The sequence below is a fragment of the Bacillus sp. 22446 genome (assembly GCF_052044955.1).
Taxonomy (GTDB): domain Bacteria; phylum Bacillota; class Bacilli; order Bacillales; family Bacillaceae; genus Bacillus; species Bacillus altitudinis.
The window spans coordinates 129,371-142,367 of record NZ_JBQEOD010000007.1; the positions used below are offsets into that span (position 1 = coordinate 129,371).

Sequence of the window (12,997 nt, forward strand, 5' to 3'; positions counted from 1 at the left end):
GGTTTTACATCAGAAGGAGGAACCACTTTGCAGTCTGCTGTTCTACACATAGAGAACGTCGATAAACAAATTGGCCGGCATCAAATTTTGCAACATATTTCGATGGACATTAGGCAAGGGGAAATTGTCGGTTTACTTGGACCAAATGGGTCTGGAAAAACGACCTTGATTCGATTGATTGTTGGCTTGATGAAAAAAAACAACGGCCGGATCATCATTAATGGATATTCTCAAGATGATGATCATCTAAAGGCGATGTCATCTGTTGGGGCGATCATAGAAAATCCGGAATTTTATTCATATTTAACAGGTTTTGAAAACCTTGAGCTGTATGCGTCTATGCATGATGGAGTTTCAGAAGAGCGCATTTTTGAAGTGGTAAAAAGAGTTCGTCTGGAGCACGCCATTCACCAGAAGGTCAAAACGTATTCACTAGGGATGAAACAAAGGCTCGGAATTGCACAAGCCATTTTGCATAAGCCCAATCTGCTCATTTTAGATGAACCAACAAATGGGCTTGATCCCGCAGGAATGAAGGAGTTTCGAGAGCACTTGCAAATGCTTGTACAAGAAGAAGGTGTCTCTGTGTTATTTGCTACACATCTTTTGCATGAAGTAGAAGAGCTTTGTGACCGCATGATCATCATCCAAAAAGGACAGATCAAAGCCAATACAAACCTTCGCGACATGGAAGGAAAAGAGCAGGTGCTGATGAATATTCAGCCAGTAGAAAAGGCAGTTTCATGGCTAGAGACGCAAGGATATACATATGAACAAAGGGAGCAGCATGTGCTGGTTCAACTGAAAAAAGACCGTGTGCCGGAGCTGAATAAACAGCTTGTCTTAGCAGAATTTGATGTACTTGAAATGACGCCTCAAAAACAATCAATTGAAGAGGCCTTTATGAAATGGACGGAAGGCGGGACGGCAGATGCTTCAACTCATCAAGAATGAACATAAAAAAATCACGAGACAAAAGATCACATTCATTGCACTTGGACTGATTGTTGTCTTTCAATTGACGATGGCACTAGCATTAAAACGAGTCATTTCCGGGCTTGGCGGGCAAGATACAGTCGCGAACTATTTTGCTTATTCCACGAATGTTGTGTTTATTTTACAAGTGTTCGCTGTCGTGATTGGCGCCACATTGATCTCAACAGAGTTTCAAAAAAGAACCATCAAGTTCTTGTTGATTCGGCCGAAGACAAGGCTTCATATTTTCTTGTCAAAATACATCACTCTTGTGCTGATGGTCCTTTACCTGTTTGTTTTTTATTATGTGTTCGCTTTTCTTTTTGGCCTTATTTTCTTTGGTACTGATTTTGATGAAAGCACTGGGCGGTTATTTCTGCACACATTTGCTGTGATTGGATCACAGTGGGTGGAAGTGGTCATGATGGCAAGCTTTGCTTTTCTGTGCTCAAGTTTGTTTAGAAACAGTCTGATTGCACTTGTGACTTCATTTTTCGTCTTATACGCGGCGAAATCATTAGTGTCGATCATGTCTCTGTTAGAAAATCAGTGGGGGAAAATTCTACTTTTCGCTAATACGGACTTCACACAATACAGTTTTCAAGGTCCGCCGCTCTTTCAGGGCATGAGCCCTCTGTTTTCGCTATTCATTGTAGGGGCGCATTTCGTTTTCTTTGTTGGTGCTGCTTGGCTCCTTTTTTGGAAGCGTGATGTAAATGTGTAAAAATTGTGTCAAATAACAAGAAAAATTCGTGACATCTTTGTGAAAACGAGTCTGTATTTCACGATAACCGGCTGATTTTGTCTTATAATAAGACAGAGTCATGGAGGTGGCACTATCGTGAAAAATTTTATTACGGCTTTACCTATTTTGCTGCTGTTGTCGTTTTCGTTTGTGTCTTTTGCCTTCCAGTTTGATCATCTTGTTTATTTCAGACTAGCGCTAGGGATCTTTTCATTAGCGGGTCTTTTCTTTCTGTATACACTTAAAAGAAACATGAAATGGTTCATGGTCTATTTATATGCGAGCTGGATCGTTCTTGCTGCCGTTACGACATTTGAAGAACCCGTGTTTTCACAATTCTTCTTCGGTGGTTTAACGATGACAATGGGTTATCTAACATATATGCTCATCTATTTAGGAATGAAACAAGACCGTGTAGCGAAATCACATTAAAACAAAAGCCGATAAAATCGAAGAATAGATTTTATCGGCTTTTTCTTTTCTTCAGGCAAATAAAAAAGCAGCCATCTGTTTGACTGCTCTTCTTGTGTTTATGATTCACGTCCAGCAGCGGCAAGCTGCTTCTGGTGCTTTTTGTCGATGGTTGCGTATATACTTTCCATCATCTTAGGGTCTCGCATGATCGCTTCCTTGTTTTCTTCAATCAATTGCTGATACGTTTTGATTTTCTTCTTAGACATGTAACTCAACGCTCCTTTGGTAGAATGGACTCTATAAGATTTCACACAGATGAAATTGATAATCACTTTCAATTAGCAACTCCATTATACAAAGCAGAATGTCATAAGTAAAGATTCAATTCAGAAAATTCACGTAACCGACATATTCCCATCCATATCGACGATGAATTCTTTCCCAGGAAATAATCCGCTGTCAAACCTTGTCATGAAATCAGATCAAACATTCCTGTCGATGTTGAAACATTTTAGCCGCACATCTCGTCTTATGAAGAGATTTGATTTAAAAGGATATAAAAAAAGACACCAGCATGAGTTGGCTGATGTCTCCATTCAAATGAGTTATGAAACGTGTTCTTGAAGAAACTCTGTTACTTCTTCAGGTGATTTAGCGTTGGCACTGTGTAAATGACCTGTTTTTTCGCCATTTTTGAAAATTAACAGGCTAGGAATTCCCATGACCTGATACGTTTCCGCTAACTCAGGAAAGTCGTCTTTGTTTATTTCAAACCATTCATTCTGAGCATAAGCCTCTAAGATGTCTGGAATGAACATGTCCATTCTAGTGCAATCAGGGCACCATGTCGCAAAGAATTTAACGATGACCTCTTTGTCTGATTGAATGATTTCGTTGAATTGTTCAGTGCTTGTAATTTTTTTCAATTTGTCACAACTCCTTTTCAATGTCATTTTAATATAAAATAAAGGCGAATGACATACAAATGCTCGGGGGGCGCTTACAACCTTTACAAATCATTTCAATTCCGTAACAACAAAAATTAATTAGAGCATTTTTGCTTGAAAGTGATAAGATAGTAAAGATGAATTTTAGTGGGGGGAGTATCCATTGAAAATAAGTTTAGGATTGGTTTACGGCGGAAAGTCAGCCGAACATAATGTATCACTGCAAACAGCCCTTGCAGTTACAAAAGCACTTAACACTGAGAAGTTCGATATACATCCAATTTATATTACAGAAGAGGGCGAATGGCTAAGAGGAGAAAAACTCACTGAACCAGTATCAAACGTCAAAATGCTTCAATTTGAACAAAATGCAAAGACGTTTTTACCAACTTCTTTAAATGAAAGCATGTTTCCACAGCCTGCATCAGCTGATGAAAAGATTGATGTCGTCTTTCCATTGCTACATGGGCCAAATGGTGAAGATGGGACCATGCAAGGGTTACTTGAACTATTGAATATCCCGTATGTCGGTAACGGCGTTCTCGCGTCTGCTGCGGGTATGGATAAAGTCATGATGAAAGATGTGTTTGCTCAAGCTGGGCTTGCGCAGGCAAAGCATCTTTCCTTCAATAAAAAGGATTATGAGAAAGCCATATCAGACAGTCTAGAACAGGTAGAAGCAGTTCTCGGGTATCCTTGTTTTGTGAAACCTGCCAACATGGGATCAAGTGTCGGAATTAGTAAATGCCGCAGTAAAGAAGAGCTGCAAACAGCATTTGATTTGGCTTTCCAATATGATCGTCGTGTTGTTGTGGAAGAAGGCGTTGTAGGACGAGAAATTGAAATTGGTGTATTAGGAAATGACGAGCCGAAATGCTCAGTCGTTGGTGAAATTGCACCTAAAACAGATTTTTATGACTACAAAGCAAAATATGAAGATGGCGATACAGATTTGATCATTCCTGCGAGTGTGTCAGAGGAAGAGTACAAGACGATTCACGATATGGCGATTAAGGCATTTAAAGCCATTGATGGATCTGGCCTCGTACGTGCAGATTTCTTCCTAACAGAAGAAGGCGAAGTGCTGATCAATGAAGTGAATACAATGCCAGGGTTCACACCTTTTAGTATGTTCCCGCTGCTTTGGAAACATACTGGTGTAGAGTATCCTGAGCTGATTGAGAAGCTGGTGTCACTTGCAATTGAACGCCATCAAGAAAAACAAACCATTAAAACCACTTTTTAATGTAAGAAGCAAGCAGACACTATCCTACAGGTAGTGTCTCTTTTCCTTCAAACGTGAAATGAGAAAGAGAGGCGAAAAAACATGATCAAACGTACAGTGAAACAAGTCGCCCAAATGGCTGGTGGCACATTATCGAATGAAGCTTTTGGCGAAGAACAGATACACGGAGTGACAACAGATACACGAAAAGTATCAAAAGGCGCACTATTTATCCCGCTTATTGGGGAACATTTTAACGGTCACACTTTTGCTTCAAAAGCAGTGGAGCTTGGAGCGGCAGCGGTTCTTTGGAATCAAACAGAAGCGAATCCACCGTTCGATGTACCTGTCATACTTGTAGAGGATACTTTGACAGCACTCCAACAGCTTGCAAAATCATACTTAAAAGAGGAAAATCCTCGAGTTGTCGGTATTACTGGAAGTAATGGCAAAACAACGACGAAAGATATGATCCATTCAGTCTTACAAACGACATACAGAGTCCACAAAACGGATGGCAACTTTAATAATCACATTGGACTTCCACTGACCATCCTTGCGATGCCAGAAGGAACCGAGATTGCTGTACTAGAGATGGGCATGAGTGCAAAAGGGGAAATCGAATTTTTATCTAAACTCGCTGAACCTGATGCAGCTGTCATCACCAATATTGGAGAATCTCATATGCAGGATTTAGGATCAAGAGAAGCCATTGCAGATGCAAAATGTGAGATCACAAAAGGGTTAAAAGAGGATGGGACTTTTTATTATTTAGGAGACGAGCCTTTACTCCGCCAAAGAGCAAATGCCCTGGCACGCAGCGTAAAAATGTTTGGAGAATCAGAGGACTGTGATATCAAGGTGATTCACATCCACCAACTCGCTGAAGGCACTGAATTTCAAGTGGAGGGATATGCTCAAGGGTTTCTCATTCCTGTATTAGGGAAACACAATGTAAAGAATGCTCTTGCAGCTATTGCAATCGGCCAGCATTTCGGTCTGAATGAAAGACAAATTGCCCAAGGGCTAATGCAAACGAAATTGACAGGCATGCGTTTAGAACTGTTTAAAACAGATAAGGGCATCACGGTTATCAACGATGCGTATAATGCGAGTCCTACGTCGATGAAAGCAGCGATTGATCTTGTAGGAGATATGGATGGCTTTGCTAACCGCATTCTCGTACTCGGAGATATGCTGGAGATGGGCAGTGAAGAAGAGACCTATCATTTTGAAGTAGGGGAGTACATCAAGCCTGAGTTTATTGATCATGTTTTAACGTTTGGCCGTCTTGGCGCATTCATTGCTGAAGGAGCGAAGAAAGCATTTGGAGACGACCGCGTGTCTTCTTATATGGACAAAGAAGAATTGAAGAAAAAACTAGCGGATGTGGCAGGACCTGACGATGTCGTTCTGGTCAAAGCTTCCCGTGGCATGAGATTGGAAGACGTTATTACTGCACTATAAATCAGATCGGCAAAGAAGGTGACAGGGTGATTGGCTGTCTATGTATACACGGTTTTACTGGTGCCCCGTATGAAGTAGAGCCGCTTGCGGAATATTTAAAGCAGACGACAGATTGGACGGTACAATCTGTCACGCTTCCGGGGCATGGGGAGGAACTTCAGCTCAAAGGCATTCTCTATCAGGAGTGGATTGCCACCGCTGAATTAGAACTCTTATCCCTTTACCGAACATGTGACACCATTTATTTGGTCGGCTTTTCTATGGGCGGGATGATTGCCTCATATTTAGCAGCGAAGTATCCAGTGGCCCGTCTTGTTCTGTTAAGTGCTGCTGCTAAATATGTAAACCCAAAACAAATGATTCAAGACACAAGGCAGATGGTGAAGGAATCCTTGTCTGGTTTGATTGAGACGAACCCATTGTATGATCGATATCGTCATAAGCTGACGAGTACACCGCTATCAGCTGCTGTAGAATTTATGAAATTGGTGAAGCAAACGAAAGGTTCTCTTGAAAAGCTTCATCTACCTGTCTTGATCGTTCAAGGTGAAAGTGATGGGATCGTCCCCGCTTCTAGTGCAGAATTCATTTATCATAAAATCCCGTCCCGTCAGAAAGAAATGTTCTATTTACCTGATTGTAAACATCACGTTTGTCATGAGCCTTGTGCACAGCAATTGTTTGAGAAAGTCGAACAATTTCTAAAAAAAACAATTTAATCTATAGAAAAGCTAAAATGTGGCTAAACTAATATAAATTGAATCCCACTTGTTAAAATTTGCATCATTTTTGTCGAATGAGTGACAGGCCTATGTTACAATAGGTAAGAAAAGGTGGTCGATTCGGTTGTTTCAATATGACGGAAAAACCTTTATCCCGCAGTCTAATTCGAGCAATGGGGAAGTATCGGAAGGAACCATATTTCAATATCGTCAGGACGGGAATATTTTAACGGGCACATATCAAGGCGGCAGTATTCAATCTGGCGTGCTTGTAGGAACTGTGAATAAAGACGGAGCACTTCATTTTAGATATCACCATGTAAGTAAGGATGGCAGCATGAGAAGCGGTTCATGTCATTCCACTCCTAAGCAGCTGGATAACGGAAAAATTCAACTGTTTGAAAAGTGGAAATGGATGGACGGAGATCAAAGTGAAGGTGAATCGGTCATTGTCGAGCAGTAGATATATCCATTTCTGTCTTGTTGAAAAACAAATAGTGTAATGGTAAGATATAATGTAGGGTAATTCGGGCTTTGTATATAATGGACCTGTCCTTTCATACAAAGGGCAGTTTTTAATGATCATTCACGAGATTACTGAAACAGCAATTAGAAGGAGTTTGAATAATTTGACTATAACGTTTCAAGATTTTCAATTAAGCGAAAGTCTCATGAAAGCTATTAACCGCATGGGATTTGAAGAAGCAACACCGATTCAAGCGGAAACAATTCCTCTCGGTCTTCAGAATAAAGATGTCATTGGACAAGCACAAACAGGAACAGGAAAAACTGCAGCGTTTGGTATTCCTCTTGTAGAAAAAATCGACCCAGCGTCTCCAAATATCCAAGCGATTATCATTGCGCCAACAAGAGAATTAGCGATTCAAGTATCTGAAGAGCTATACAAAATTGGCCAAGACAAGCGTGCGCGCGTACTTCCGATTTACGGTGGACAAGATATCGGTCGCCAAATCCGTTCGCTCAAGAAAAATCCTCATATCATCGTAGGGACTCCAGGACGTTTACTCGATCACATTAACCGTCGTACAATGCGTCTTCAAAATGTTGAAACAGTCGTGCTTGATGAAGCAGACGAAATGCTAAACATGGGTTTCATCGAAGACATTGAATCGATCCTTTCAAATGTACCAAGTGAACACCAAACACTTTTATTCTCTGCGACAATGCCTGCACCAATTAAGCGTATTGCAGAACGTTTCATGACAAACCCAGAACACGTAAAAGTAAAAGCGAAAGAAATGACTGTATCTAACATCCAGCAGTTCTACTTGGATATCCATGAACGTAAAAAGTTTGATACATTGACTCGTCTTCTTGACATTCAATCACCTGAACTTTCAATTGTCTTCGGCCGTACAAAGCGCCGCGTTGACGAATTGACTGAAGCACTGAACCTTAGAGGTTATACAGCTGAAGGAATTCATGGTGACTTGACTCAAGCGAAACGTATGGTTGCGCTTCGTAAATTCAAAGAAGGTTCAATCGATGTGCTTGTAGCAACAGACGTTGCAGCACGTGGACTTGATATTTCAGGCGTAACACACGTGTATAACTTTGACGTGCCACAAGATCCAGAAAGCTATGTACACCGTATTGGACGTACTGGACGTGCTGGACGTACAGGTATGGCGATGACATTCATCACACCACGTGAAAAAGATATGCTTCGTGCGATCGAGCAAACGACTAAACGTAAAATGGATCGTATGAAAGAACCAACACTAGATGAGGCAATCGAAGGACAACAACAAGTAACCATTGATCGTCTGCGCACAATCATCAGTGAAAACAACTTAAACTTCTACATGACAGCAGCTGCTGAATTATTAGAAGATCATGATTCTGTTACAGTGGTTGCGGCTGCCATCAAAATGATGACAAAAGAGCCAGATGCAACGCCTGTTCGTTTGACAGATGAAGCACCAATGGTTTCAAAACGCAATCGTAACAACCGCAGCTCTTCAAAACGTAGAGACGGTGGCGGCGGAGGCGGCTATCGCGGAAAAAGCCGTTCATCTTACGGTGATAAAAAGCGTTCTTCAAATGACCGCAATCGTTCTTCTAACGATCGTCGTCAAAAGAAATCTTATAACAACTAATTCAAAAGCGAATCCTTTGCAGGGTTCGCTTTTTTTAACAGGCCTAATGAAACTTTTTAGGCTTTCTTTCGTAATATATTGATAGAAAAGTAAGAGAATGGGGGAAGAATGTGAGAAAACAGCCGCAACGTCAAATCAGCTTAAATGGATTAAAAGTATGGCGTCTTCAAAATGGAATTATCTCATTGATTTTCTTATTCATCATCATTGGGGTATTTGTAGCTAGTTATTATTTTCAATGGCCATATTGGATTGGAGCCATCCTCATCGGTTTGTGGATTTTACAGGTCATCTTCGGAATCTGGCTCATACCGAAAATCCGTCATCACATCTGGCGCTACGAAGTATTTGAGAACGAAATTGAAATACAGCACGGACTGATACGTGTCACACGTGTCATTGTGCCAATGGTACGTGTTCAGCATGTGGATACATCCCAAGGGCCGCTTTTAAGGCGCTACCGGTTGGCATCTGTTCAAATTTCTACTGCTGCGACAGTGCATGATATTCCGGCACTGGAATTAGAAGAGGCAGATGAGCTTCGCGATTACATATCTCGATTAGCAAGGGTGACGGAAGATGATGTCTGAACCAAAACGTGTACATCCAATCTCGATGTTCATTGATTTTATATCAGATGCCGTATCCATGATCAAAAACTTCATTATCCCTTTTTTCGTGCTTATTTTTGTGAACTCGAATTCAAGTATTCGTTTTTATGCGTTTATCATTCTTGGTGTGCTTCTTTTATGGAAAGCTGTTTCAACCGTTTTAGCATGGAGACGATTCACCTACCGAATGGAAGACGATGAATTTCGAGTAGAATCAGGTGTCATCACCAAAAAGAAAAAGTATATCTCATTAGAACGAATTCAAACGGTGAATACAAGTGAAGGCATCTTCCAGCGGATTTTCGGTTTGGTTCGGGTGCAAATCGAAACGGCAGGCGGGACGGATGGACCTGAAGTGAGCCTGACGGCCATTACAAAAGCAGAAGCTGAGCAATTAAAGCAATCGATTTTCAACCGGAAGAAAAGCTTGCAACAAGAAGAAATGAATGATGAAAATTTAGATCTCCCTGATCCTCTGACAGCGCAACAGCCTGTAGAAAAAGAAATCAGTGTTTCCTACCGAATGGGTATACCAGAGCTGCTTTTGGCTGCGACCACTTCAAGCGGAATCGGCGTCATTATTTCTGGGTGTCTCGCCATTTACACACAAATAGATGAAATTCTGCCTTTGGACGGATTCTTCAAACGGTTTTCTTTTTTAAGTCATGCGAGTGTTGAGATTTATGCGATTCTCATATTTATTGCCGTATTGATTGCGTGGATTCTTAGTGTTGGGGTAACAGCCCTTCAATATGCGAATTTTAACGCAAAACGAAAAGGGAAAGACATCATCATCACAAGAGGACTCATCGAAAGGCATCAAATGACCATTCCGCTTGCGAGAATTCAAGCAGTGAAAATCAAAGAAAATATTCTGCGTGAACCATTTGGTTTTGCGACGGTCATGCTTGTCAGCGCAGGAGGTTCCATTACAGAAAAAGAGACTTCTTCTGTCTTATTTCCACTCATACGGAAGAAAAAAATCAATGAATTGTTAACGCAATTTACAGATCAATATCAGCTGGCACCAGAAAGTGAATTGAAAAAAGTGCCGAAGCGTTCACTGAAACGTTATCTGATATCTTACGGATTTGTTCCATTACTTGTAGGTATAATCCTTTCTGTACGTTTTCCACCATGGGGATATTTGGCGCTGATTCCATTACCATTTGCCTTGTTTTTTGGGTATTTAGCCTATAAACAATCAGGATATGTGATCAAAGATCAACTGATTCAATTAACGACAAGAGGTATCGGCAAGACCACCGGAATTGTTTTAAGAAAACGAATGCAAAACTATACGATGACCCAATCTTATTTTCAAAAGAAAGGGAGGGTGGCAAGTATTCACACCTTTGTGAAGTCCTCTGCCTTGCTTGATTCCTTTGGTGTGCATCACCTTGAAGAGGAAGACGCTGCACGTGTATGCGATTGGTATTCCTATGAAACGAATCAATCAACTTAAACCAAAAAATGTCGATCAGCTCCCGTTAAACAGAGTGATCGACATTTTTTATGAGCTTAATAGCGTCGTTTTTTTGAATGGAAGAATAGGGTGATCGGTGCTAGGATCATGCCGCCTATCAATCCAAATAAGTGGGCCATGATGTTGATGTTCGAGTTGACGAACGTCATAATGACAGAAACGCCGAGAATCGTTAAGATGACCTGAGAATTACCACGGTCCATCATATGTGGTTTAAATAGGACAAGATAAAGATAGACGCCAAATAAACCAAATATCGCACCAGAAGCCCCGACATGTACGTACTCTAAAGGCTCCACCCAATAGGTTCCGAGATTGCCAATGAATCCAGCACCCAGATAAATCACAAGAAATCGAACCTTTCCAAGCAAATACTCAAGTGCTGGAGCGAATAGGAAGAGCGACATGGAATTGAACAGAATATGTGTCAGACTTCCGTGAAGAAAAATAGGCGTTAAAAGCCGCCACCATTCTCCTGCTGCAACACCATAATTAAAACCAACGAGATGGTCCTGCCCAAGCTGGATCATTGGAATAGGGATTGCAAATAAAAGCCATAGGCCGATTTGCAAAGCAAGGATCGCTGTTACGATTGGATACGATCTAATAAATTGTTGAAAGCTCTCCGTTCGAATAAACATAACAAACCCCTTTTGACTAGATAATGGTAAGTTTATAGTAACACGTTTATGAAGCGAACAACCAAATTAGTACGAGTATCATAGGAGGTACCTCATGATTAAAGGAATCGGTATGGATATTGTAGAGATCGGCCGGCTGTCACGAGTGCTTAGCAGGCAGCCCCGTTTACCAGAAAGAATTTTGACTTTACGTGAACAGGAAGTCTTTCGCACACTAAGTGAAAAGAGACAGCTGGAGTTTCTAGCAGGCCGTTTTGCGGCGAAGGAAGCATTCGCAAAAGCATACGGTACGGGAATTGGTCAGTATGTCAGCTTTCACGACATCGAGATACAAAAAGATGCGAACGGAAAACCTCTCATCAAAAGTGAGAAAACAAAAGAAGACTACGTTCATGTATCCATTACACACACAAAAGAATATGCTGCAGCACAAGTTTTAATTGAAAGGTTGTCAAGCTAGTCTGCATATTGTTTGTCCCCCCTTCATATATTGGGTAGTGCGATAAGGAAGGGCGAGTTGCTAACAGGCTTTGATGGTTCGCGGTACGCAGTTAACTCTTGAGGCGTACTGTTAAAGTCAAACAAGCGGTTTCTTCCTTTTAACACAATTAACGAAGGGGTTGAAAAGGGTGAGAAAAAGCTTTGTTTTGCTTGTAACGGGGATCCTTTTTGTACTGATTCTCTCCGCATGCGGTCAAAAATCTCAACAGGATATCGTTGGAGATTTAAACAAAAAGGCAGAGGAAATGACATCATACAAAGCCAAAGCAAAAATGACCATTGAGACAGGAAATGATCCGCAGGAATACCATGTGGAAATTTGGTACAAGAAGCCGGAGCTTTACCGTGTCTACTTAGAAAATCCGAAGAAGGATCAGAGTCAAGTCATTTTAAGAAATGGCAATGGTGTATTTGTGCTGACACCTTCATTAAACAAAAGCTTCCGCTTCCATAGCGATTGGCCGAACAACAGCAGTCAGGTGTATTTATTTGAATCACTTGTGAAAGACATTAAAAATGACAGTGCAGCTCAGTTCAAAGCAAAAGAGTCGAAGTACGTTTTTGAAACAAAAACCAACTATCAGCACAACCAAATGCTGCCGACCCAAGAGATTACCTTTCATAAAAAAACAATGGCGCCTGCCAGTGTGAAAGTACTGGATAGCGATAAAAAGCCAATGGTGAAAGTAGAATTCTCTCACTTTGAATTCAACAAATCCTTTGACAAAGACGCCTTTGATGAGAAGAAAAATATGACACTTTCTCAAATGGATGTTGCCACAAGTGCAGATCCATCTGACAGCTTTGCGGTGAAAACACCTGTGGATATGCCAGAGGGCGTGAAGAAAATGGAAGAGAAAGAAATGACAACAGATGCTGGAAAGCGGTATGTGATGACGTATGGCGGAAAGAAATCCTTCACGCTTATTCAGGAAAAAGCGCGGGTAGCAGAAGCGTCTACGCCTGTGACAATGAATGGCGAGCCAGTCGACCTTGGCATGACAGTGGGTGTTCTGACAGACAAATCTCTTTCTTGGACATCTGATGGAGTTGACTACTTGATTTCTTCAAGTGATTTATCGAAAGAAGAACTCTTAATGGTCGCCAAAAGTGTAGAAGGACAGTCAGCGAAATAGGCGAGAT

General features: G+C 41.2%; 15 protein-coding genes. 12 read left to right on the forward strand and 3 right to left on the reverse strand.

The annotated features are described in order from the left end of the window. The first annotated feature begins 27 nt into the window (after window positions 1-27). The 3 genes from ACTJJD_RS14355 to ACTJJD_RS14365 all read left to right on the forward strand — a co-directional run bounded on the left by ACTJJD_RS14355 (window position 28) and on the right by ACTJJD_RS14365 (window position 2,152). Window positions 28-954, forward strand: coding sequence for an ABC transporter ATP-binding protein (locus ACTJJD_RS14355; RefSeq protein WP_024720481.1), 927 nt, complete (start codon window positions 28-30; stop codon window positions 952-954). After that, window positions 932-1,699 (forward strand): ABC transporter permease, encoded by a 768-nt coding sequence (locus tag ACTJJD_RS14360; RefSeq protein ID WP_024720482.1) that lies wholly within the window; start codon window positions 932-934, stop codon window positions 1,697-1,699. Before ACTJJD_RS14355 ends, ACTJJD_RS14360 begins: the two co-directional genes overlap by 23 nt. A gap of 117 nt (window positions 1,700-1,816) precedes the next feature. Further along, window positions 1,817-2,152, forward strand: coding sequence for a hypothetical protein (locus ACTJJD_RS14365; RefSeq protein ID WP_017366657.1), 336 nt, complete (start codon window positions 1,817-1,819; stop codon window positions 2,150-2,152). Between the two features lie 98 nt (window positions 2,153-2,250). Here ACTJJD_RS14365 and fbpB read toward each other — a convergent pair whose 3' ends face one another. Both fbpB and ACTJJD_RS14375 read right to left on the reverse strand, forming a co-directional pair. Further along, a complete protein-coding gene (fbpB, locus tag ACTJJD_RS14370; protein ID WP_017366658.1) occupies window positions 2,251-2,400 on the reverse strand; it encodes a Fur-regulated basic protein FbpB in 150 nt (49 codons plus the stop codon). 339 nt (window positions 2,401-2,739) lie between these two features. Next, window positions 2,740-3,060, reverse strand: coding sequence for a thioredoxin family protein (locus ACTJJD_RS14375; protein ID WP_008346934.1), 321 nt, complete (start codon window positions 3,058-3,060; stop codon window positions 2,740-2,742). A 184-nt stretch (window positions 3,061-3,244) separates the two neighbouring features. Here ACTJJD_RS14375 and ACTJJD_RS14380 point away from each other — a divergent pair, with 184 nt between their 5' ends. From ACTJJD_RS14380 to ACTJJD_RS14410, 7 genes are all read left to right on the forward strand, one after another. Then, on the forward strand, window positions 3,245-4,327 hold the full coding sequence (locus ACTJJD_RS14380; protein ID WP_019744208.1) for a D-alanine--D-alanine ligase: 1,083 nt from the start codon (window positions 3,245-3,247) through the stop codon (window positions 4,325-4,327). Between the two features lie 81 nt (window positions 4,328-4,408). Further along, window positions 4,409-5,773 carry a UDP-N-acetylmuramoyl-tripeptide--D-alanyl-D-alanine ligase gene (locus ACTJJD_RS14385; protein ID WP_110487757.1) on the forward strand — a complete coding sequence of 455 codons (1,365 nt, stop codon included), beginning with the start codon at window positions 4,409-4,411 and terminating at the stop codon, window positions 5,771-5,773. 26 nt (window positions 5,774-5,799) lie between these two features. Next, window positions 5,800-6,492, forward strand: coding sequence for an alpha/beta hydrolase (locus ACTJJD_RS14390; protein ID WP_045035109.1), 693 nt, complete (start codon window positions 5,800-5,802; stop codon window positions 6,490-6,492). A gap of 127 nt (window positions 6,493-6,619) precedes the next feature. Further along, window positions 6,620-6,958 carry a hypothetical protein gene (locus tag ACTJJD_RS14395; protein WP_017358401.1) on the forward strand — a complete coding sequence of 113 codons (339 nt, stop codon included), beginning with the start codon at window positions 6,620-6,622 and terminating at the stop codon, window positions 6,956-6,958. A 166-nt stretch (window positions 6,959-7,124) separates the two neighbouring features. Next, complete coding sequence (cshA, locus tag ACTJJD_RS14400; RefSeq protein WP_041507152.1) at window positions 7,125-8,615, forward strand: degradosome RNA helicase CshA; 1,491 nt, start codon at window positions 7,125-7,127, stop codon at window positions 8,613-8,615. Between the two features lie 110 nt (window positions 8,616-8,725). Then, window positions 8,726-9,205: a PH domain-containing protein gene (locus ACTJJD_RS14405; RefSeq protein ID WP_008346922.1), complete on the forward strand. Its 480-nt coding sequence runs from the start codon at window positions 8,726-8,728 to the stop codon at window positions 9,203-9,205. After that, the gene (locus tag ACTJJD_RS14410) at window positions 9,195-10,691 is read left to right on the forward strand and encodes a PH domain-containing protein (protein ID WP_144668450.1); all 1,497 of its coding nucleotides are present in this window, start codon (window positions 9,195-9,197) and stop codon (window positions 10,689-10,691) included. Before ACTJJD_RS14405 ends, ACTJJD_RS14410 begins: the two co-directional genes overlap by 11 nt. Before the next feature lie 56 nt (window positions 10,692-10,747). Here the strand turns inward: ACTJJD_RS14410 and ACTJJD_RS14415 are convergent, their stop codons facing one another. Next, a complete protein-coding gene (locus ACTJJD_RS14415; protein WP_007496491.1) occupies window positions 10,748-11,353 on the reverse strand; it encodes a rhomboid family intramembrane serine protease in 606 nt (201 codons plus the stop codon). 94 nt (window positions 11,354-11,447) lie between these two features. Between ACTJJD_RS14415 and acpS the strand changes: the two genes are divergently transcribed. Both acpS and ACTJJD_RS14425 read left to right on the forward strand, forming a co-directional pair. Then, a complete protein-coding gene (acpS, locus tag ACTJJD_RS14420; RefSeq protein ID WP_017366663.1) occupies window positions 11,448-11,813 on the forward strand; it encodes a holo-ACP synthase in 366 nt (121 codons plus the stop codon). Window positions 11,814-11,973: 160 nt separating this feature from the next. After that, window positions 11,974-12,990: an outer membrane lipoprotein-sorting protein gene (locus ACTJJD_RS14425; RefSeq protein ID WP_007496489.1), complete on the forward strand. Its 1,017-nt coding sequence runs from the start codon at window positions 11,974-11,976 to the stop codon at window positions 12,988-12,990. Window positions 12,991-12,997: the final 7 nt, after the last annotated feature.

Coding starts and splice junctions, on each gene's coding strand:
- ACTJJD_RS14360 (WP_024720482.1), top strand. CDS start 932: ATGCTTCAACTCATCAAGAATGAACATAAAAAAATCACGAGACAAAAG.
- fbpB (WP_017366658.1), bottom strand. CDS start 2,400: ATGTCTAAGAAGAAAATCAAAACGTATCAGCAATTGATTGAAGAAAAC.
- ACTJJD_RS14385 (WP_110487757.1), top strand. CDS start 4,409: ATGATCAAACGTACAGTGAAACAAGTCGCCCAAATGGCTGGTGGCACA.
- ACTJJD_RS14410 (WP_144668450.1), top strand. CDS start 9,195: ATGATGTCTGAACCAAAACGTGTACATCCAATCTCGATGTTCATTGAT.
- ACTJJD_RS14415 (WP_007496491.1), bottom strand. CDS start 11,353: ATGTTTATTCGAACGGAGAGCTTTCAACAATTTATTAGATCGTATCCA.
- acpS (WP_017366663.1), top strand. CDS start 11,448: ATGATTAAAGGAATCGGTATGGATATTGTAGAGATCGGCCGGCTGTCA.